Below are 18,162 nucleotides of genomic sequence, written 5' to 3'. Positions count from 1 at the left end.
TATGGAGCTGACGAATACTAATCGATCGAAGACTTAATCAATTTTATAGATTTTTTATTCGGGATTGCCGGGTAGAATCTAATATATCTTACTTACTTTATCTAGTTTTGAAAGTATAAACTATTTATTCTTTCATTTGTCTGGTGACGATGGCAGAGAGGTCACACCTGTTCCCATACCGAACACAGAAGTTAAGCTCTCTAGCGCCGATGGTAGTTGGTCTTACGATCCGCGAGAGTAGGACGTTGCCGGGCAATACATAAATGGATGCGATGAGCCGCACATTGGGGACCTGTTAGGTCTCTTTTTTTTATGTCTTAATTTAAGTGAAATTATTTGCTTCTTTATATTCGAAGTCAATTTTATTGTGAGATATAATAGTATAGATAGAGATAACCAAAAGAGGGATGATGAACTTGAATACTCCTATATTGAATCAAATGAAAACGCACTTTGAAAATTTGGAGCCTATTTCATTGCATGTACCGGGTCATCATTATAATACGATTGGTCATCTGAGTGAAGTCCAATTTAAATATGATGTGACGGAGATAGAAGGGATGGATGATTATCATCATCCTGAATCGATAATTCTTGAAAGTGAAAAGAAATTAACGAGAAATCAATTATACGAATCTAAATACTTAGTTGGAGGTACAACGAGTGGTATTTTGTCAGCAATATTAGGATTCTTACATAAATCTCAGCATGTAGATGGGTATCGTATTGCGATTATGAGGAATGCACATAAATCTATAATTAATGCTATCAATATAGCGAAAGCAAATACTTATATACTTCCTACAAAAATTTCTGAGGCTACAAATGAATATTCAGGTGTAGACTTAGATCAAGTTAATCATGATATTCTAAAAAATGTAGAAGTAGTTGTATTAACTTATCCTAACTATTTTGGAGAAACATATCATATAAAAAAAATTATAGAATTTTTTCGATCAAGAAATATTGTTACTATAATAGATGAAGCTCACGGTGCACATTTTGATATTTCTACTTCTTTTCCAAGTTCATCTATTAACTATGGCGCAGATATCATTGTGCAGTCATATCACAAAACATTACCAGCCTTTACGATGAGTTCAGTGATGCATATTAGAAAAGATAACCTATATATTGAAGATGTGTGGCGTATGTGTTCGATACTTCAATCTTCTAGTCCATCTTATATGTTAATGTTAGGATTAGAGCACGCGCATCAATTCTACTTGGATTATGATGAGATGCTGTTTTTCCATAGGCGTCAAGAATTGATTGATACGTTTAGAAAAAAGGGATTTCAGGTGATTACTCCTAGTGATCCTTTAAAATTAATGATAACCCATCAAGAATTCTCAGGGTTTCAAATTGCTGAATTATTAGCACAGCATCATATATACACGGAGTTAAGCAACGGAAAATTTTCACTGATTATCCTCCCTTTATGGCATAATGGGGATAGATATCCATTTAAAACGTTATTGGAAAGAATAAAACAATTAAAGATTGAACATGTTGCTTTAAAGGATATTATCATAAAAGAAAATGATATTTTATTAAACAAAAATAGTTCAGATGGTGTTATTAATTATCGAACGCAATCTGATTTAAAAAAATGGATTCCTATAAGTGAAAGTGAAGGGTATTTTTCAGTTCAGCCAATCGTGCCATATCCACCAGGGATACCTTTAATTATGCAAGGAGAAGAGATTAAAAAAGCTGCGATTGAGGGCTTAGCACAGTATATATCTAATGGTGGAAAGGTACACGGCATTAAAGAAGGAAATATTTTAGTTTATCAATAGTTAGGAGAAGATTATGTCTTATTTTATAACAATCGAAGGGCCAGAAGGTTCTGGAAAAACAACGGTAATCAAAGCGATCGCTGATCAATTAATAGCGCGCTTTGATGTGGTTTGCACAAGAGAACCTGGAGGTATAAAAATTAGTGAGGACATTCGAAAGATATTGCTAGATGAAGCGAATGTAATGGATTATCGTACGGAAGCATTATTATTTGCTGCAAGCAGACGGCAACATCTTGTTGAAAAGGTGTTGCCAGCAATTCAAAAAGGGGAAATTGTAATTTGTGATCGTTTTATAGATAGTTCATTAGCATATCAAGGCTATGCTAGAGGGATTGGAATGGATGAAATTCGCTCTATTAATGAATTTGCGATTGAAGGTAAATATCCAGATTTAACATTGTATCTTAAAGTAAGTGCAGAAATCGGTTTAAATCGTATTAAAGATAATTCACGTGAAACAAATCGTCTAGATAAAGAAGCGATTGATTTTCATGAACAAGTAGTTGAAGGATATGATATATTAGCCGCACAGTATCCCGATCGTATTCGTATTATTGATGCTGAACAGTCACCGGAGCAAGTGGTATCAGAAAGTATGAAATGGATTAATCAGTTATTGAATTAATTTATGATATAATTTAATAAAGAGGTGTTTAATATGAAAATGGTAATAGCAATCGTACAGGACCAAGATAGCCAGACGTTATCTGATGAACTAACTAAGCATAACTTTAGAACTACTAAATTAGCATCAACAGGTGGTTTTCTGCGTGCAGGGAATACGACATTCTTATGTGGTGTAGAAGATGAACGTGTTGATGAATTATTGAATCTTATCAATATGAAATGCAGAAATAGAGAGCAGACGATTACGCCAGTTACGCCAATGGGTGGAAACGCCGATGCATATATTCCTTTCCCAGTCGAAGTAGAAGTTGGTGGAGCAACTGTATTTGTTATGCCGATTGAACAATTTCATCAGTTTTAATTAAGCTGCGCTAAGCGGCTTTTTCAATATATTTAAAGGAGTTTAAGATGCAACAACAATTAATGCAAGCAATAAAAAATGATAAGCTCAGTCATGCATATTTGTTTGAAGGTTCTAATATGCAGGCATTAAAAGAAGAAGCAATCATTTTCGCTTCAGCAATTATTTGTGGCGATGATGAAGTTTGTCATTCTAGAATAGCTGCCCATAATCATTCGGATTTTATTATTATGGAAACTGATGAAGCTACGATAAAAAAAGAGATGATTGAAGAAGTACTTCATAAAATGAACCAAAAGCCGATTGAAGGATCATATAAAGTATATATTATCGTTGATTTTGACAAAGTGACAACACAAGGGGAGAACAGCATTCTTAAATTCCTGGAAGAGCCACCAGGGAATACAATTGCATTATTGTTAACAAGTGCACCAAATGAAATATTGCCAACAATTCATTCGCGATGCCAGCATATTTCAGTACAGAACAGACAGGATATCTCATTAACGTTAAGTGGGCAAGTCCCTACGCCTTTACTAATGACATTATCCAAATTAATGATGAGTGAGGACGAGGCAATTTCTTGGTATACAGAGAAAAATTTTGGGGAAGTTCGAAGCCAGGTTGTAACTTGGCTACAGACATTATTAAATGGGGATATGATGGGGCTTATTCAAGTTTCACAATTACAATCACACATCTCAGAACGCGTATATCAACAAATTGCATTGGATATGGTGCAATTATTTCTGCAGGACATACTATATCTTCAACTGAATGAACAGTCAGTAAGAAGCTATCCTGATTATGAAGTTGCCATACAACGTATCAGTCAAAAAATTACGATTCAACAATCAATTAATATGATAGAAGCAGCGCTTAATGCAAAGCAAAAATTATTACAATATGTAAATGCAACATTAGTGTTTGAGCAGATGGCAATAAAAATTGTAGGTGAGGTTAGAGCATGATAGAAATTATAGGTGTCAAGTTTCACAGAGCTGGGCGTACAGAATATTATAGTCCAGGGCATGAACAATTTAATAAGAATGAGTATGTCGTAATCAATCATAAGAAACGTGGTATGGAATTAGCACGCGTCGTAATACCTAATAAGGAAATTAATGAAGATGAAGTTGTAATGCCAGTTGCGGTTATTCATAGAAGAGCGACTGAAGAAGATCTTATAAAGTATGAACAGAACATGGTAGATGCGGATATTGCACTTGAAATATGTAAAAAACACGTTAAAAATCATGAACTCGATATGCGCCTCGTCAATGCAGCTTACACATTAGATAAAGGGAAGATTATATTTAATTTTACTGCAAGCGAACGTGTGGACTTTAGAGAACTTGTAAAAAGTTTAGCATATGATTTGAAAACACGTATAGAGCTTAGACAAATTGGTGTTAGAGATGAGGCAAAGATTTTGGGTGGCATAGGACCTTGTGGTAGAAGTCTATGTTGTGCAACGTATCTTGGAGACTTTGAGCCTGTATCTATTAAGATGGCGAAAGATCAAAATTTGTCATTAAATCCCACGAAAATTTCAGGCGCATGTGGGCGGTTGATGTGCTGTCTAAAATATGAAAATGATTATTATGAAGAAACAAGAAATAAACTACCGGATATCGGTGCAATTATTGATACACCGCATGGTAAAGGAAAAGTTATCGGACTTAATATCTTAGATGTTACAATGCAGATAAAAGTACCGGAAATTGAAGCACCAATTGAATTCCATATTGACGAAGTAGAAGTTTAGGGGGGCTAGAATTGAATCGAGACGAAATGTTGATGAGACTTTCGCAACTTGAAAAAGACATTAATCAAATTAATGAAAGCTATGATCACTTAAAAACAATGGTTGTAGAACTCATTGAGGAAAATGTCACGTTAAATTTAGAAAACGATAACTTACAGATGTTTATACATGAACCAAAACAAGAAGAGGCGAAAGTACCAAAGAAACATAAAGTACTGCAAAGTAAAGACAATCTTGCAATGCTTTACGCAGAGGGTTTTCATATATGCCCCACAGACTTATTCGGAAAACACCGTGGGGGCGAAGGCTGTATTTTCTGCTTAAATTTATTATCTGATCACAAATAAAAGAGGGCGAAGGGCCTTTTTTTATTAGGGAGGGAAAAATGTTAAAAGAAAATGAACGATTCGATCAGCTTTTGAAAGAAAATCTATCTATCATTCAAAATGATGATGTATTTTCGTTCTCAACAGATGCGTTATTGCTAGCCCATTTCACACAATTACGTGCGAAGGATCAAATAATTGATCTCTGTTCGGGTAATGGGGTTATACCTTTACTCTTGTCGTCTCGTACAACAATGACTATAGAAGCGATAGAGATTCAAGATGCATTAGTTGATATGGCAGTACGTACAATCCAGTATAATGATTTGATATCTCAAATAAAAATGCATCATATGGATCTCAAAGATGTTGGTAGTACATTCTTACCAAGTCAATTTGATGTCGTTACATGCAACCCACCTTATTTCAGGGAGAATCAATCTTATCAACATTTAAAGGAAGCGCATCGTATTGCACGTCATGAAGTAATGTGTACATTCATGGATTGTGTACGTGCTGCAAACCACCTACTTAAGCAAGGTGGCAAGATGGTGATTGTTCAACGTGCAGATCGATTAGCAGATGTTATTGTGGATATGAGAACCGGAGGCATTGAACCGAAGCGACTCATTCCTATTTACTCCAAAAAATCTAAAACTCAAGCGATTACTGTTATTGTTGAGGGGATTAAAGGTGGTAAACCAGATTTGAAATTACAACCGCCATTTTATATATATAACGATGACGGAACTTATAGTTCAGAGATGAATGGCGTTTATTATGGATAAACACTATATCTATATTCTGAAATGCGCAGATGATTCCCTTTACACAGGATATACAACACATTTAGATAGAAGGTTAGCTGTACATAGTAGCGGAAAAGGTGCGAAATATACAAGGGTAAGGTTACCTGTTGAACGCGTATATGAGGAAAGCTTTGATTCAAAACGAGAAGCTATGCAAAGAGAATATGCGATAAAACAAATGACAAGAGCTCAGAAACTTAAGCTCATAAAAGGAGACTTAGCATGACCGGGGTATTATACTTAGTAGGTACACCAATAGGAAATCTAGAGGATATTACATTTCGAGCGGTTAGAATATTAAAAGAAGTAGATTGTATTTACTGTGAAGACACGCGTGTCACAAGAACTTTGACGATGCATTATAATATTGATACGCCTCTGAAGAGTTACCATGAACATAATAAAAATAAAGTCACCGATCAGCTGATTGAAACATTGGTATCCGGCAATCATATCGCACTTGTATCAGATGCAGGGTTACCACTAATTAGTGACCCAGGTTATGAACTCGTAGTAGAATGTCGTGATAAAGGAATTAGAATAGAAACAATACCTGGTCCAAATGCTGCACTCTCAGCACTTATGACAAGTGGCATTGCTTCATATTCATTTATTTTTGATGGTTTTTTGCCACGTAAAGATAAGGAGAAGAAAAAGAGGTTACAAACTTTAATGGAACTCCCTCATACGGCGATTATATACGAATCACCATTTCGTGTGAAACACACGATTGAAACAATAATGGAAATTGATGCAACAAGAAAAGTATCTATTGCAAGAGAATTAACTAAGAAATTCGAACAAGTAGAAACAGCTAATGTCAAAGAAATCTATAACAAGTTAGACAATGAAATCAACTTGAAGGGTGAATTTGTAATCATAATCGATGCAGTAAGCGAAGCGGATAAAGTACATTGGTGGGCAGAGCTTACGGTATATGAGCATGTGATACATTATATTGAAACAGGTATGCGATCTAAAGAGGCAATCAAACAAGTCGCAGTCGATAGAGATATAAAGAAGAATGAAGTATATGAAATTTATCATATTGAACATTAAAAAAGGTGCCCTGCGGCACCTTTTTTAATGGATATAGTATTTATTTTTCTTCTTGCGCTTCTTTTTCTTCTATTTCTTTAAGTAATTGTGCAATACCTTCTTTACTTAACACAAGTTTACCGCCAGCTAATAGATAGTTATCTTCAGAAACATCGCCTGTCACGGCACAAGTCATGCTAGGTTTATATTTCTTTAAAATAATTTTATCGGCGTCTGTATAAATTTCTAAAGCATCTTTCTCAGCAATATCTAAAATACGTCGTAATTCGATCGGAATAACAACACGTCCTAATTCATCAACTTTTCTTACAATACCTGTAGATTTCATTTTATTTCCTCCATATAATTGTATATTTGATAATATCAGTAAATTCGACACTCGAATTAAATTGTTCGACATTTGTCTTAATTAGAGTGTACTACCTTTTTTTTACAAAGTCAATGGAATAAGGTTATATATATAATTTGTAATGAAATAGTAATGTTTGTTAATTATAGTTAATATTATTTGATGTTTATTATTTGTATGTTTTTTTAAAACATGTCGAATTGTAAGTATTAGTAATATTGAAAAAAACCTTTATTTTATGTATATTTAATAAGTAAAGACGAGGAGGATTTCATATGACGAACAATACTTTTTACGTTACGACCCCTATTTATTATCCAAGTGGGAAGTTACATATAGGACATGCATATTCAACGGTAGCTGGAGATGCAATTGCACGCTATAAAAGAATGCAAGGCTATGATGTTAAATACTTAACGGGTACAGATGAACATGGTCAAAAGATTCAAGAAAAAGCTCAAGCTGCTGGTAAATCTGAAATTGAATATTTAGATGAAATCATCGCAGATATTCAAGCACTATGGAAAAAATTAGATATCTCTAATGATGACTTCATTAGAACGACAGAAGATAGACATAAAGTTGTGGTAGAAAAAGTATTTGAGAGATTATTGGAGCAAGGGGATATTTATCTAGGCGACTATGAAGGTTGGTACTCTGTACCTGATGAGACGTTCTATACTGAAACGCAACTTGTAGATCCTATTTATGAAGGAGAAAAAATTGTTGGGGGTAAGAGTCCAGATTCTGGGCATCCGGTGCAACTTGTCAAGGAGGAAAGTTATTTCTTTAAGTTGAGTAAATATACAGATCGTTTAATTGAATACTATGATGCACATCCAGACTTCATCCAGCCTGTTTCACGTAAAAATGAAATGCTGAATAATTTCATTAAACCAGGTCTTGAAGACTTAGCAGTATCACGAACTTCATTTGATTGGGGAATTAAAGTTCCATCTAATCCGAAGCATGTTGTTTACGTCTGGATAGATGCGTTAACGAATTATATCTCGGCACTTGGATATTTATCTGAAGATGAGACAGAATTTAATAAGTACTGGCCTGCTGATGTACATATTATGGCAAAAGAAATTGTGCGTTTCCATACAATTATCTGGCCAGCGTTATTAATGGCGTTAGATTTACCTCTTCCTAAGAAAATTTTTGCTCATGGCTGGATTCTTATGAAGGATGGCAAGATGAGTAAATCTAAAGGAAATGTCGTGGATCCTCATATATTAATCGATCGTTATGGCCTAGATGCCGTTCGTTATTATTTAATGAGAGAGCTGCCATTTGGATCAGATGGTGTATTTACTCCGGAAGCTTTCGTAGATCGTACAAACTTTGATTTAGCCAACGATCTCGGTAATCTGGTAAACCGTACGATAGCCATGATTAACAAATATTTTGACGGTAACCTTACCGGATACAAAGGGCAAATGCATACAGTTGATGCAGAAATTGAAGATCTAGCAGTAGCAACTAAGAAAGCTTATGATAATGCGATGGAAAATATGCAGTATTCAGTTGCTTTACAAGAAGTATGGAAATTAATTTCACGTACTAATAAATATATTGATGAAACAACACCGTGGATTCTTATTAAAGATACGTCCCAAAAAGAACTCTTAGAGAGCGTAATGTATCATCTTGTTGAGAATATTCGCTTTGCAGCGGTATTGTTACGTCCATTCTTAACAGAAGCACCGTATAAAATCTTTGAACAGTTAAATTTAAAAGACAATGTACTTTATGAATTTGATAGTTTAAACACTTATGGACATATTACGGAACTTAAAGTAGTGGAAAAAGCGACACCGATTTTTCCGAGATTAGATGTAGAAGCAGAAGTGGAATTTATTAAAGGTACAATGCAACCACCTGTATCTGAGAAAAATGAAGCTGAAGATAAAAGTGAAATCACAATTGATGTATTCGATAAAATAGAATTAAAGGCAGCAACAATTATTGATGCAGATTACGTGAAGAAGGCTAAGAAACTGCTGAAAATTCAAGTAGACTTAGGTAATGAAAAACGCCAAATTGTATCAGGTATTGCAGAATTCTATAATCCAGAGGATATCATTGGCAAAAAAGTAGTAGTCGTTACAAATCTAAAGGCGGTAGAACTACGTGGTGAGAAATCAGAAGGTATGATTCTTTCTGCTGAGAAAGATGGACAATTAACACTTGTAAGCTTACCAAGCACGATTGAAAATGGTTCTATCGTTAAATAAATAGGAGTGATTTTGTGTTAATCGATACACATGTACATTTAAACGCAGACCAATATGATGAAGATTTACAGGAAGTTATTGATAGAGCACGTAAAAATGGAATAGACCGTATGATTGTCGTGGGATTTGATGAAAAAACGATTAAACGGACAATGAAATTAATAGAGGATTATGATTTCGTATACGGTGTTATTGGGTGGCATCCAGTTGATGCTATCGATTTCACTGATGAGTATTACGAATGGATAAAAGAACTTTCAAAACATCCTAAAATTGTTGCGATTGGTGAAATGGGTCTTGATTATCACTGGGATAAGTCTCCAAAAGATATACAAAAAGAAGTATTTAAGCGACAAATTCAACTTGCAAAAGAAGTGAAACTTCCAATTGTTATTCATAATCGTGAAGCAACTCATGATGTAATTGAAATATTGAAATCAGAAAATGCCCAAGAAGTTGGCGGCGTAATGCATAGCTTCAGTGGCAGCCCAGAAACTTGCGATGAAGTATTAAAACTAAACTTTGTTATTTCTTTAGGGGGACCTGTAACGTTTAAAAATGCCAAACAGCCTAAAGAAGTTGCGAAGCATGTACCACTCGATAAACTACTTGTTGAAACAGATGCGCCGTATTTAACACCGCATCCTTATCGTGGAAAGCGTAATGAACCGATGCACGTAAAGTTGGTGGCAGAAGAGATTGCGGAACTACGCGGTATCACATTAGAAGAGGTGGCACTACAAACAACAGCTAACGCTGAGAGATTATTTAAAATGGCAAATAGGGATTAAATAACTTTAGCGATAAAGACCACGTATTACTCACGTGGTCTTTTATATATATATAACGTATAATATTTAGTTGTATAAAAGTAAAGGATAGATATATATGAAAATTAACGAAATTATTGTAGTGGAAGGTAAAGATGATACAACACGTGTAAAGCTTGCAGTAGAATGTGATACGCTTGAAACGAATGGTTCTGCTATTAACGAAGAGACCATTGAAGCGATTAGACATGCAGCCGAAGTGAGAGGTGTTATTGTACTTACAGATCCTGATTACCCAGGAAATAAAATCAGGAAGACGATTGAAAGTCATGTACCTGCAGTAAAGCATGCGTTTATTGATGCTGATATTGCTGTAAGTAAACGTGGTAAGATTGGTATCGAACATGCACCCATTGAAGCAATTCAAGATGCATTAATGCATGTATCAACGCCGTTTGATTATACTTCTGAAACGGTAAGTAAAGCGTTTTTAGTAGATAACGGCTTAATTATCGGTCCTTATGCGAAGGAAAAAAGGAAGCAAGTATGCAAGTACTTAAGAATCGGTTATTGTAATGGAAAGCAATTATTTCATAGACTCAATGCTTTCGGTATAACTGAGCAGGATGTAAAGCAAGCACTATATGATAAAGGAGAGGAATAATGGAATATAACGATATTGCAACACCAACAAGAACGAAACAGTTATTAGATCAATACGGGTTTAAGTTTAAGAAAAGTCTTGGCCAGAATTTTCTTGTGGATACAAATGTCATCAGAAATATAATTGAGGCTGCAGGTATAGATAAGACGTCAGGTGTGATTGAAATTGGTCCTGGAATGGGGAGTTTAACTGAACAATTAGCAAAACACGCGAAACAAGTCTTAGCATTTGAAATAGACCAGCGACTTATACCGATACTAGGAGAAACGTTAAGTCCTTATGATAATGTAACTGTAATCAACGAGGATATATTAAAAGCAGATGTAGCTTCTGCTATAGAAACGTATCTACATCATTGCGATGAAATTTTCGTTGTGGCCAATTTACCTTATTATATTACAACGCCGATATTAATGGGCTTACTGGAAAAAAACTTGAATATTAACAGTTACGTGGTGATGATGCAAAAAGAAGTAGGAGAGCGTTTGTCTGCAATCCCTTCAACAAAAGCGTATGGTTCATTATCCATTGCAGTGCAGTACTATACGGATGTGAAACGTATTATGGTTGTTCCTAAAGGTGTCTTTATGCCCCCGCCGAATGTAGACTCTCTCGTAGTTAAGCTGACAACATTAGAGAGCCCTCGTGTAGATGTTGAAGACGAAACGTTGTTCTTTAAGTTAACTAGAGGTGCTTTCGTCCAGCGCAGGAAGACAATCTTAAATAACTATATGAGCTTGATACAAGATAGTAAGGAGCACAAAGAACGTATTATTGAATGGCTTGAGGCAAGTGGCGTAGCACCTTCACGTCGTGGAGAGAGCCTTAATTTAAATGATTATGCACAACTTTCAAATAATATGAAAAAGTATCCAGAGTTGGTGATTTAAAACATTGACAACAGAAAATAAAATTGTTAAAATTAAAAATTTTATTGACTATTTTTCATTATAATGCTAAAATGAAGGGCATAGCGAGGTGGGTCATTATGCCAAAAACATTAGTAGACATCAAAAAAATTCTTGACTGTCAGTTGGGTAATCGAATTGTATTAAGAGCTAATGGAGGACGTAAAAAGTTAATTGAGCGTCGTGGTGTGCTTAAAGAAACTTATCCATCAGTTTTCGTGGTCGAACTAGACCAGGAGCAACATAATTTTGAGCGTGTGTCTTATACATACACGGACGTTTTAACAGAAAACGTGCAAGTTACATTTGTAAATGATCAACAAGAAGAATTTCTTGTACAATAATTAGTGAAGCATATTCTCTACGTAGAGAATATGCTTTATTTTTTATTTTCTTTATCAATCTACAATTTAGAAATCGAATTGTGATAAAATAACTGTATTAATTAATTGAGCGAGGACGAGATATGATTTATGAGAATGCACCAGCTAAAATAAATTTGACACTAGATACACTATATAAAAGAAATGATGGCTATCATGAAGTAGAAATGATAATGACAACAGTAGACTTATATGATCGACTGACTTTTGAGAAGAGAAAAGATAAAAAAATTGTACTCAAAATAGAGCATCGATACGTGCCAAACGATCATAGAAACTTAGCTTATAAGGCTGCAGAACTTATGATAGAGCGTTACAATATAAAATGCGGAGTAACGATTACGCTCGATAAAACAATTCCGATAGCGGCAGGTCTAGCAGGAGGTTCTAGTGATGCTGCTGCCACATTTCGCGGAATGAACAAACTGTTTGAATTGAACCTATCACTTGAAACTTTAGCAGAACTGTCAAGTGAAATTGGGTCAGATATTCCATTTTGTATATACGGAAGAACGACACTATGTACAGGCCGTGGTGAAGTACTTGAACATTTACCGAAGCCACCTTCATGCTGGGTAATCTTAGCTAAACCTGAGATCAGTGTATCGACGCAAGAGGTTTATAGTGCACTTGATCTATCACAAGCACATGAACAGATTGAAAATGAGAAATGCAGACGTGCCATTGAAGCAGGAGATTACCTGGAGATGATACGCGCTTTAGGGAATAGGCTAGAAGCTGTAACGATAGAAATGCATCCTGTTATTCAAATGCTTAAAGAAACGATGATGAAAGCCGGAGCAGATGCTGCTATGATGAGCGGCAGTGGACCTACTGTATATGGATTAGCAGCAAAAGAACGCCAAGCTAAAAGCGTAGTCAATGCATTAAAAGGATGTTGTAAAGAAGTATATATGGTAAGGATGCTGGGGTAGGGAAAACCGAACATTTGTGGTATATTAAACATACATCATGCGTAAATGAGGGATTTTATGAAATTTAAGAGGAGTGAACGTATCGTCTACATGACGAGTTATTTGCTAAGCCATCCAAATGAGCTTGTGCCATTAACCTACTTTGTAGAAAAGTTTGGACAGGCTAAGTCTTCAATTAGCGAGGACGTACAAATTATTAAAGATACTTTTGAAAAAGAAGAGATTGGAATTATCACAACAACAGCTGGAGCGAGTGGTGGAGTAACGTTCAGACATAGAATGTATTATGATGAAGCCGAAGGACTGATCAGAACATTATGTAATATGTTGCAGGAGGAGGAAAGACTGCTTCCTGGAGGTTATTTATTCATGTCAGATGTTGTGGGTAATCCGAGATTGCTTGGGCAAGTGGGAAAACTGATTGCTACAATGTATATGAATGAAGAAATAGATGCAGTAGTTACCATAGCGACAAAAGGAATCTCATTGGCGAATGCAGTAGCCAGCATTTTAAACTTACCGGTTGTAGTAATAAGAAAAGATAACAAAGTAACGGAAGGTTCTACGGTTTCTATCAACTATGTATCTGGATCTTCGAGAAAGATAGAGACGATGGTATTATCAAAGCGCACGCTTCCTGAAGGTTCGAAAGTTTTGGTTGTTGATGATTTCATGCGTGCAGGAGGCTCTATAACAGGGGTCATGAATTTAATGAATGAGTTTAAAGCAACAGTAAAAGGGGTAACAGTATTAGTAGAATCGAAAGAAGTTAAGAATCGTTTAATTCAGGACTATACCTCTTTGGTTAAATTATCTAATGTAGATGAATATAATCAATCTTTTACTGTTGAAGAAGGTAATTGCTTAGACAAATTTTCTGAAGCAGGGAGAAATTAACATGAAAAATATTTATTCTAAAAATGCGCCAGAAGCAATCGGGCCATATTGTCATGCTGTTGTTGTAAACAATATGGTTTATACAAGCGGTCAAATTCCTTTGACATTACAAGGTGAATTAGTCAGTGAAGATGTTCAGGAACAAACAAAGCAAGTGCTGGACAACTTATCTGCCGTTCTTGTAGATAGCGGTGCTCATTTGGATAGTGTGGTAAAAACGACAATCTTTATTAGTGATATGAATGACTTTCCGTTAATTAATGAAGTTTACGGTGAATATTTTAATACCCATTTACCAGCAAGAAGCTGTGTTGAAGTGAGTAGATTACCAAAAGACGTAAAAGTTGAAATTGAAGCGGTGGCCCTGAAACTATAAACGATCATTAACTTACATTTATATTAGGAGGCTATTCAGAATGAAGGTCACAGATGTAAGAATGAGGAAGTTAGTTACGGATAGTAGGATGAAAGCTTTAGCATCCATTACGTTGGATGAAGCGTTTGTAATACATGATTTGAGAGTGATTGACGGAAATAATGGTCTTTTTGTAGCGATGCCAAGTAAACGAACATCTGATGGAGAATTCCGTGATATCGCACATCCTATTAACAGCGAAATGCGACAAGAAATTCAAGAAGCAGTTATGAAAGTTTACGATGAAACAGAAGCGGTTGAACCTAGTACAAGTGCTATAGATATCGCTGATAGTGCTACAAGTGAAGTATCATCACAATTAGAAGAGTCTGATTCAGATACGACGTTATCAGAAGATTTAAAAGCATAAAAAAGGTAGGCAGATGCCTATCTTTTTTTTTAATGGATTGTTGGCACTTTCGAAATTTGCTTTCAATGCCTTCCGGAAATTGCCCTAAATAGATAAAAAATATGTTAAAATATTATAGACTGGGTACTTAAGAAAAGATGCTCTATCATAAACTATAATATCACTCAAAATGGAGGACATATGATGACAAGACAAGCTGTTATTCTCGCTGCAGGTAAAGGGACGAGAATGAAGTCGAAACTTCACAAAGTGTTGCATCCTGTCTGTGGTAAGCCGATGGTGAAACATGTCATAGATAATATTAAGAAAGCAGACGTTACTGAAATCGTAACGATTGTGGGATACGGTGCCGAAGATGTAAAGGCTGCTTTACGAGATCAATCATTATTCAGTATGCAAAGTGAGCAACTTGGTACTGCGCATGCTGTACAAATGGCTGCAGAACATTTAGAAGGTAAACAAGGAACAACAATTGTCATTTGTGGAGATACGCCATTAATCTCTGAAGAAACAATTGCCGGATTTATTGCGCATCATGAATTAACAGGTGCAAAAGCGACGATTCTTTCCGCTAAGACAAATACACCATTTGGCTACGGTAGAATTATTCGCGATACACATGGTGCAGTAGAGCGCATTGTTGAAGAGAAGGATGCTTCGATAGAAGAGCGACTAGTAAATGAAGTGAGTTCGGGAACATTCTGCTTTGATAACGCATTGTTATTCGAACTGCTTGGACAAGTCGATAACAACAACGCACAAGGCGAGTACTATCTTCCGGATGTAATCAAATTACTACGTGAAAGAAATGAACTTGTTGAAGCATATGTCACTGAAGATTTTAGTGAAACATTAGGGATTAATGATAGATATAATTTATCAATAGCAGAACAAACGCTACGTTTAAGAATTAACAAACAACATATGATGAATGGTGTAACCATTATTGATCCATTAACGACATACATAGAATCGGATGTAGTCATCGGTAGCGACACAATTATTGAACCGAATGTGATGTTAAAGGGAAGCACGCAAATTGGTAATGATGTCATCATTACTTCCGGTAGTACTATTTCAGATAGTAAGATTGCCGACAACGTAACAATAAAGCATTCTGTAATCGCTGAATCTGAGGTGGGTGACTCTACGACAATTGGACCGTTTGCTCAATTAAGACCGGGAAGTCTCTTGGGAACGGATGTAAAGGTTGGAAATTTTGTAGAGATCAAAAAAGCAAAGTTGGATGATGAAGCAAAAGTGTCACATCTAAGCTATATAGGAGATGCACAGATCGGTGCTAGAACGAATATAGGCTGTGGAGCCATTACTGTCAATTATGATGGTACAAATAAATTTAAAACAATTGTTGGGAAAGATGCGTTTATCGGTTGCAACTCGAATCTAGTTGCACCTGTTACAATTGGCGATGAATCCTTTATCGCAGCAGGTTCTACCATTACTGATGATGTACCTGAAAAAAGTCTGGCACTAGGTCGTGCGCGTCAGACAACTAAAGATGGCTATTATGATAAATAAATATTCATATTTCAAAACGGAGGCTTAAAAAATGATGAACAGCGAATATAAGAATACGTCTTTAAAAATCTTTGCATTAAATGGTAATAAACCTTTAGCAGAGGAAATTGCTAAAGTCGTAGGTATTCCTTTAGGAAAATCAAGTGTTAAACGTTTTAGTGACGGGGAAGTTCAAATTAATATTGAAGAAAGTATTCGAGGATGTGATGTATTCATCGTTCAACCTACTTCAAATCCTGTTAACGAACGCTTAATGGAACTATTAATTATGATTGACGCACTAAAGCGTGCTTCAGCAGAAACTATTAACATCGTTATGCCATATTATGGCTATGCAAGACAAGATCGTAAAGCAAGAAGTCGGGAACCAATTACGGCAAAACTTGTTGCAGATATGATGGAAAAAGCAGGAGCAGACCGTGTAATTGCTCTTGATTTACATGCGCCGCAAATTCAAGGATTCTTCAATATTCCAATTGACCACCTCATGGGTGTTCCGATTCTTTCAGATTATTTCGATGCGAAAGAAAGGATTGACAAAGAGTCTATCGTAGTTGTATCACCTGACCATGGTGGGGTGACACGTGCACGTAAGATGGCAGATCGATTAAAAGCGCCGATTGCGATTATTGATAAACGTCGTCCAAAACCGAATGTAGCAGAAGTTATGAATATTGTAGGAGATATCAATGGTAAGACGGCGATTATCATCGATGATATTATTGATACTGCTGGTACAATTACACTTGCTGCTCAAGCGCTGATTGATAAAGGTGCTAAAGAGGTATATGCATGTTGTACGCACCCTGTACTATCAGGGCCAGCATATCAACGTATCGAGGACTCGGCTATTAAAGAGCTGGTTGTAACAAATTCCATTATTCTACCAGAAGAGAATAAGCCAGCTAAGATTAAGCAATTATCTGTAGGAGAACTTTTAGCACAGGCAATTGTGCGTGTATATGAACAAGAGTCTGTAAGTATTTTATTTGATTAGTAACAAGAAGAAATTGGGTAGGAGCATTCAGTCGTCTAGGCCGTCAATCATAATAGTAAAAAGGGTTTTGTTGCATCTTTCGAAGTAAAAATTAAAAATTAAAAATTATGTTTATTAGTTAAAAATAATGGGTACTTATAATATATCGATGAACACAATAAACGTTTTACAAGCAGGTTTTCACAACTGATGGGTAAACGTAGGAGCGCGATGGTGCGCAAAAAGGAGATTATATTATGACTTCATTAAAAGCAATTATTAGACAAGGTAAACAAACTAAAGGTGAACTAAACAAGATTAGAAATGAAGGTAAGATTCCTGCAGTTGTTTATGGCTACGGTGCATCAAATACTTCAGTTAAAGTAGATGAGCCTGAATTCGTTAAAGTTATTCGTGAAGTTGGGCGCAACGGAGTTATTGAACTAGGAGTGGGTGCAAAAACTATTAAAGTTATGGTTTCAGATTATCAAGTCGATCCTCTTAAAAATAAGGTTACGCATATTGACTTCTTAGCAATTAATATGAAATCTGAATTAACGGTAGATGTTGTTATAAACTTAACAGGCGAAGCTCAAGGTGTTAAAGAAGGTGGCGTAGTTCAACAGCCACTGTTCCAGTTATCTGTAACAGCTACACCAGATGAAATTCCTGAAACGATTGAAGTTGATGTAACTGAATTAAATATCGGAGATTCAATTATGGTAGGAGATTTGAAATCAGGTAAAGCTTATACAATTAATAATGAAGACGATGAAGCGATTGTATCTGTAGTTCCACCAACAGTCGAAGTAGAGTCAGAAGAAGGCGAAGCTGCTGAAGGTGAAGAAGCTTCTGAAGAGGACGCTCAAGGCGAAGAAAAAGCTGAATAATACGTTAGTTTTTAGGGATGAGGCTTATAGTCTCATCTCTTTTTGTGTCTTTAATGAATTATTATTATAAT

Annotated in this window: 22 protein-coding genes and 1 rRNA gene; 22 read left to right on the top strand and 1 reads right to left on the bottom strand. The window is 35.7% G+C overall.

The genetic code is table 11. From position 1 onward, the window contains the following. The first annotated feature begins 139 nt into the window (after window positions 1-139). The 10 genes from rrf to rsmI all read left to right on the top strand — a co-directional run bounded on the left by rrf (window position 140) and on the right by rsmI (window position 6,755). A 5S ribosomal RNA gene (gene rrf / locus ACZ2V4_RS05000) occupies window positions 140-254 on the top strand. A gap of 156 nt (window positions 255-410) precedes the next feature. Next, window positions 411-1,802 carry an aminotransferase class I/II-fold pyridoxal phosphate-dependent enzyme gene (locus tag ACZ2V4_RS04995; protein WP_490514573.1) on the top strand — a complete coding sequence of 464 codons (1,392 nt, stop codon included), beginning with the start codon at window positions 411-413 and terminating at the stop codon, window positions 1,800-1,802. 13 nt (window positions 1,803-1,815) lie between these two features. Then, entirely contained in the window at window positions 1,816-2,430 is a 615-nt protein-coding gene (tmk, locus tag ACZ2V4_RS04990; RefSeq protein WP_219493372.1) for a dTMP kinase, read from the top strand. A gap of 33 nt (window positions 2,431-2,463) precedes the next feature. Further along, window positions 2,464-2,793 carry a cyclic di-AMP receptor DarA gene (gene darA / locus ACZ2V4_RS04985; RefSeq protein ID WP_086043577.1) on the top strand — a complete coding sequence of 110 codons (330 nt, stop codon included), beginning with the start codon at window positions 2,464-2,466 and terminating at the stop codon, window positions 2,791-2,793. 47 nt (window positions 2,794-2,840) lie between these two features. After that, window positions 2,841-3,764, top strand: a complete 924-nt coding sequence (locus ACZ2V4_RS04980; protein ID WP_490514572.1) for a DNA polymerase III delta subunit-related protein — start codon at window positions 2,841-2,843, stop codon at window positions 3,762-3,764. Next, on the top strand, window positions 3,761-4,561 hold the full coding sequence (locus ACZ2V4_RS04975) for a PSP1 domain-containing protein (protein WP_219493370.1): 801 nt from the start codon (window positions 3,761-3,763) through the stop codon (window positions 4,559-4,561). Before ACZ2V4_RS04980 ends, ACZ2V4_RS04975 begins: the two co-directional genes overlap by 4 nt. Before the next feature lie 11 nt (window positions 4,562-4,572). Further along, a complete protein-coding gene (gene yabA / locus ACZ2V4_RS04970) occupies window positions 4,573-4,908 on the top strand; it encodes a DNA replication initiation control protein YabA (protein ID WP_219493369.1) in 336 nt (111 codons plus the stop codon). Window positions 4,909-4,946: 38 nt separating this feature from the next. Beyond that, the gene (locus ACZ2V4_RS04965; RefSeq protein ID WP_420494017.1) at window positions 4,947-5,675 is read left to right on the top strand and encodes a tRNA1(Val) (adenine(37)-N6)-methyltransferase; all 729 of its coding nucleotides are present in this window, start codon (window positions 4,947-4,949) and stop codon (window positions 5,673-5,675) included. Then, entirely contained in the window at window positions 5,668-5,922 is a 255-nt protein-coding gene (locus tag ACZ2V4_RS04960; RefSeq protein ID WP_219493366.1) for a GIY-YIG nuclease family protein, read from the top strand. The genes ACZ2V4_RS04965 and ACZ2V4_RS04960 overlap by 8 nt, the downstream gene beginning before the upstream one ends. After that, window positions 5,919-6,755, top strand: a complete 837-nt coding sequence (rsmI, locus tag ACZ2V4_RS04955) for a 16S rRNA (cytidine(1402)-2'-O)-methyltransferase (protein WP_419895189.1) — start codon at window positions 5,919-5,921, stop codon at window positions 6,753-6,755. Before ACZ2V4_RS04960 ends, rsmI begins: the two co-directional genes overlap by 4 nt. A gap of 40 nt (window positions 6,756-6,795) precedes the next feature. On the opposite strand, the gene abrB is transcribed toward rsmI, so the two are convergent. After that, window positions 6,796-7,083 (bottom strand): transition state genes transcriptional regulator AbrB, encoded by a 288-nt coding sequence (abrB, locus tag ACZ2V4_RS04950; RefSeq protein WP_099482735.1) that lies wholly within the window; start codon window positions 7,081-7,083, stop codon window positions 6,796-6,798. A 296-nt stretch (window positions 7,084-7,379) separates the two neighbouring features. Here abrB and metG point away from each other — a divergent pair, with 296 nt between their 5' ends. The 12 genes from metG (at window position 7,380) to ACZ2V4_RS04890 (ending at window position 18,091) form a co-directional block, all read left to right on the top strand. Further along, on the top strand, window positions 7,380-9,344 hold the full coding sequence (gene metG, locus ACZ2V4_RS04945) for a methionine--tRNA ligase (RefSeq protein WP_490514571.1): 1,965 nt from the start codon (window positions 7,380-7,382) through the stop codon (window positions 9,342-9,344). 14 nt (window positions 9,345-9,358) lie between these two features. After that, window positions 9,359-10,135 (top strand): TatD family hydrolase, encoded by a 777-nt coding sequence (locus ACZ2V4_RS04940; RefSeq protein ID WP_219493362.1) that lies wholly within the window; start codon window positions 9,359-9,361, stop codon window positions 10,133-10,135. 97 nt (window positions 10,136-10,232) lie between these two features. Further along, window positions 10,233-10,778, top strand: coding sequence for a ribonuclease M5 (gene rnmV, locus ACZ2V4_RS04935; protein ID WP_099482732.1), 546 nt, complete (start codon window positions 10,233-10,235; stop codon window positions 10,776-10,778). Continuing rightward, complete coding sequence (gene rsmA, locus ACZ2V4_RS04930; RefSeq protein ID WP_490514570.1) at window positions 10,778-11,668, top strand: 16S rRNA (adenine(1518)-N(6)/adenine(1519)-N(6))-dimethyltransferase RsmA; 891 nt, start codon at window positions 10,778-10,780, stop codon at window positions 11,666-11,668. The genes rnmV and rsmA overlap by 1 nt, the downstream gene beginning before the upstream one ends. A gap of 98 nt (window positions 11,669-11,766) precedes the next feature. Beyond that, complete coding sequence (gene veg, locus ACZ2V4_RS04925; protein WP_041636232.1) at window positions 11,767-12,030, top strand: biofilm formation stimulator Veg; 264 nt, start codon at window positions 11,767-11,769, stop codon at window positions 12,028-12,030. 122 nt (window positions 12,031-12,152) lie between these two features. Further along, a complete protein-coding gene (ispE, locus tag ACZ2V4_RS04920) occupies window positions 12,153-13,004 on the top strand; it encodes a 4-(cytidine 5'-diphospho)-2-C-methyl-D-erythritol kinase (RefSeq protein WP_413475492.1) in 852 nt (283 codons plus the stop codon). 57 nt (window positions 13,005-13,061) lie between these two features. Continuing rightward, a complete protein-coding gene (purR, locus tag ACZ2V4_RS04915) occupies window positions 13,062-13,901 on the top strand; it encodes a pur operon repressor (RefSeq protein ID WP_219493357.1) in 840 nt (279 codons plus the stop codon). 1 nt (window position 13,902) lies between these two features. Then, a complete protein-coding gene (locus ACZ2V4_RS04910) occupies window positions 13,903-14,277 on the top strand; it encodes a RidA family protein (RefSeq protein WP_219493355.1) in 375 nt (124 codons plus the stop codon). 40 nt (window positions 14,278-14,317) lie between these two features. Then, window positions 14,318-14,686 carry a septation regulator SpoVG gene (spoVG, locus tag ACZ2V4_RS04905; protein WP_420496244.1) on the top strand — a complete coding sequence of 123 codons (369 nt, stop codon included), beginning with the start codon at window positions 14,318-14,320 and terminating at the stop codon, window positions 14,684-14,686. A 183-nt stretch (window positions 14,687-14,869) separates the two neighbouring features. Beyond that, a complete protein-coding gene (glmU, locus tag ACZ2V4_RS04900) occupies window positions 14,870-16,225 on the top strand; it encodes a bifunctional UDP-N-acetylglucosamine diphosphorylase/glucosamine-1-phosphate N-acetyltransferase GlmU (RefSeq protein ID WP_490514575.1) in 1,356 nt (451 codons plus the stop codon). A 31-nt stretch (window positions 16,226-16,256) separates the two neighbouring features. Continuing rightward, window positions 16,257-17,222, top strand: a complete 966-nt coding sequence (locus ACZ2V4_RS04895; protein ID WP_490514569.1) for a ribose-phosphate diphosphokinase — start codon at window positions 16,257-16,259, stop codon at window positions 17,220-17,222. A 236-nt stretch (window positions 17,223-17,458) separates the two neighbouring features. Beyond that, complete coding sequence (locus ACZ2V4_RS04890; RefSeq protein ID WP_219493350.1) at window positions 17,459-18,091, top strand: 50S ribosomal protein L25/general stress protein Ctc; 633 nt, start codon at window positions 17,459-17,461, stop codon at window positions 18,089-18,091. Window positions 18,092-18,162: the final 71 nt, after the last annotated feature.

Source organism: Macrococcus sp. CoH-51_TC_04 (assembly GCF_058188655.1).
This window is presented reverse-complemented; position numbering and strand designations above follow the sequence as displayed.

Excerpts from the sequence above, each read along its gene's own strand:
- ACZ2V4_RS04995 (WP_490514573.1), top strand. The coding sequence starts at position 411 with ATGAACTTGAATACTCCTATATTGAATCAAATGAAAACGCACTTTGAA.
- tmk (WP_219493372.1), top strand. The coding sequence starts at position 1,816 with ATGTCTTATTTTATAACAATCGAAGGGCCAGAAGGTTCTGGAAAAACA.
- darA (WP_086043577.1), top strand. The coding sequence starts at position 2,464 with ATGAAAATGGTAATAGCAATCGTACAGGACCAAGATAGCCAGACGTTA.
- ACZ2V4_RS04980 (WP_490514572.1), top strand. The coding sequence starts at position 2,841 with ATGCAACAACAATTAATGCAAGCAATAAAAAATGATAAGCTCAGTCAT.
- ACZ2V4_RS04975 (WP_219493370.1), top strand. The coding sequence starts at position 3,761 with ATGATAGAAATTATAGGTGTCAAGTTTCACAGAGCTGGGCGTACAGAA.
- ACZ2V4_RS04965 (WP_420494017.1), top strand. The coding sequence starts at position 4,947 with ATGTTAAAAGAAAATGAACGATTCGATCAGCTTTTGAAAGAAAATCTA.
- ACZ2V4_RS04960 (WP_219493366.1), top strand. The coding sequence starts at position 5,668 with ATGGATAAACACTATATCTATATTCTGAAATGCGCAGATGATTCCCTT.
- rsmI (WP_419895189.1), top strand. The coding sequence starts at position 5,919 with ATGACCGGGGTATTATACTTAGTAGGTACACCAATAGGAAATCTAGAG.
- abrB (WP_099482735.1), bottom strand. The coding sequence starts at position 7,083 with ATGAAATCTACAGGTATTGTAAGAAAAGTTGATGAATTAGGACGTGTT.
- metG (WP_490514571.1), top strand. The coding sequence starts at position 7,380 with ATGACGAACAATACTTTTTACGTTACGACCCCTATTTATTATCCAAGT.
- rnmV (WP_099482732.1), top strand. The coding sequence starts at position 10,233 with ATGAAAATTAACGAAATTATTGTAGTGGAAGGTAAAGATGATACAACA.
- rsmA (WP_490514570.1), top strand. The coding sequence starts at position 10,778 with ATGGAATATAACGATATTGCAACACCAACAAGAACGAAACAGTTATTA.
- veg (WP_041636232.1), top strand. The coding sequence starts at position 11,767 with ATGCCAAAAACATTAGTAGACATCAAAAAAATTCTTGACTGTCAGTTG.
- ispE (WP_413475492.1), top strand. The coding sequence starts at position 12,153 with ATGATTTATGAGAATGCACCAGCTAAAATAAATTTGACACTAGATACA.
- purR (WP_219493357.1), top strand. The coding sequence starts at position 13,062 with ATGAAATTTAAGAGGAGTGAACGTATCGTCTACATGACGAGTTATTTG.
- ACZ2V4_RS04910 (WP_219493355.1), top strand. The coding sequence starts at position 13,903 with ATGAAAAATATTTATTCTAAAAATGCGCCAGAAGCAATCGGGCCATAT.
- spoVG (WP_420496244.1), top strand. The coding sequence starts at position 14,318 with ATGAAGGTCACAGATGTAAGAATGAGGAAGTTAGTTACGGATAGTAGG.
- glmU (WP_490514575.1), top strand. The coding sequence starts at position 14,870 with ATGACAAGACAAGCTGTTATTCTCGCTGCAGGTAAAGGGACGAGAATG.
- ACZ2V4_RS04895 (WP_490514569.1), top strand. The coding sequence starts at position 16,257 with ATGATGAACAGCGAATATAAGAATACGTCTTTAAAAATCTTTGCATTA.
- ACZ2V4_RS04890 (WP_219493350.1), top strand. The coding sequence starts at position 17,459 with ATGACTTCATTAAAAGCAATTATTAGACAAGGTAAACAAACTAAAGGT.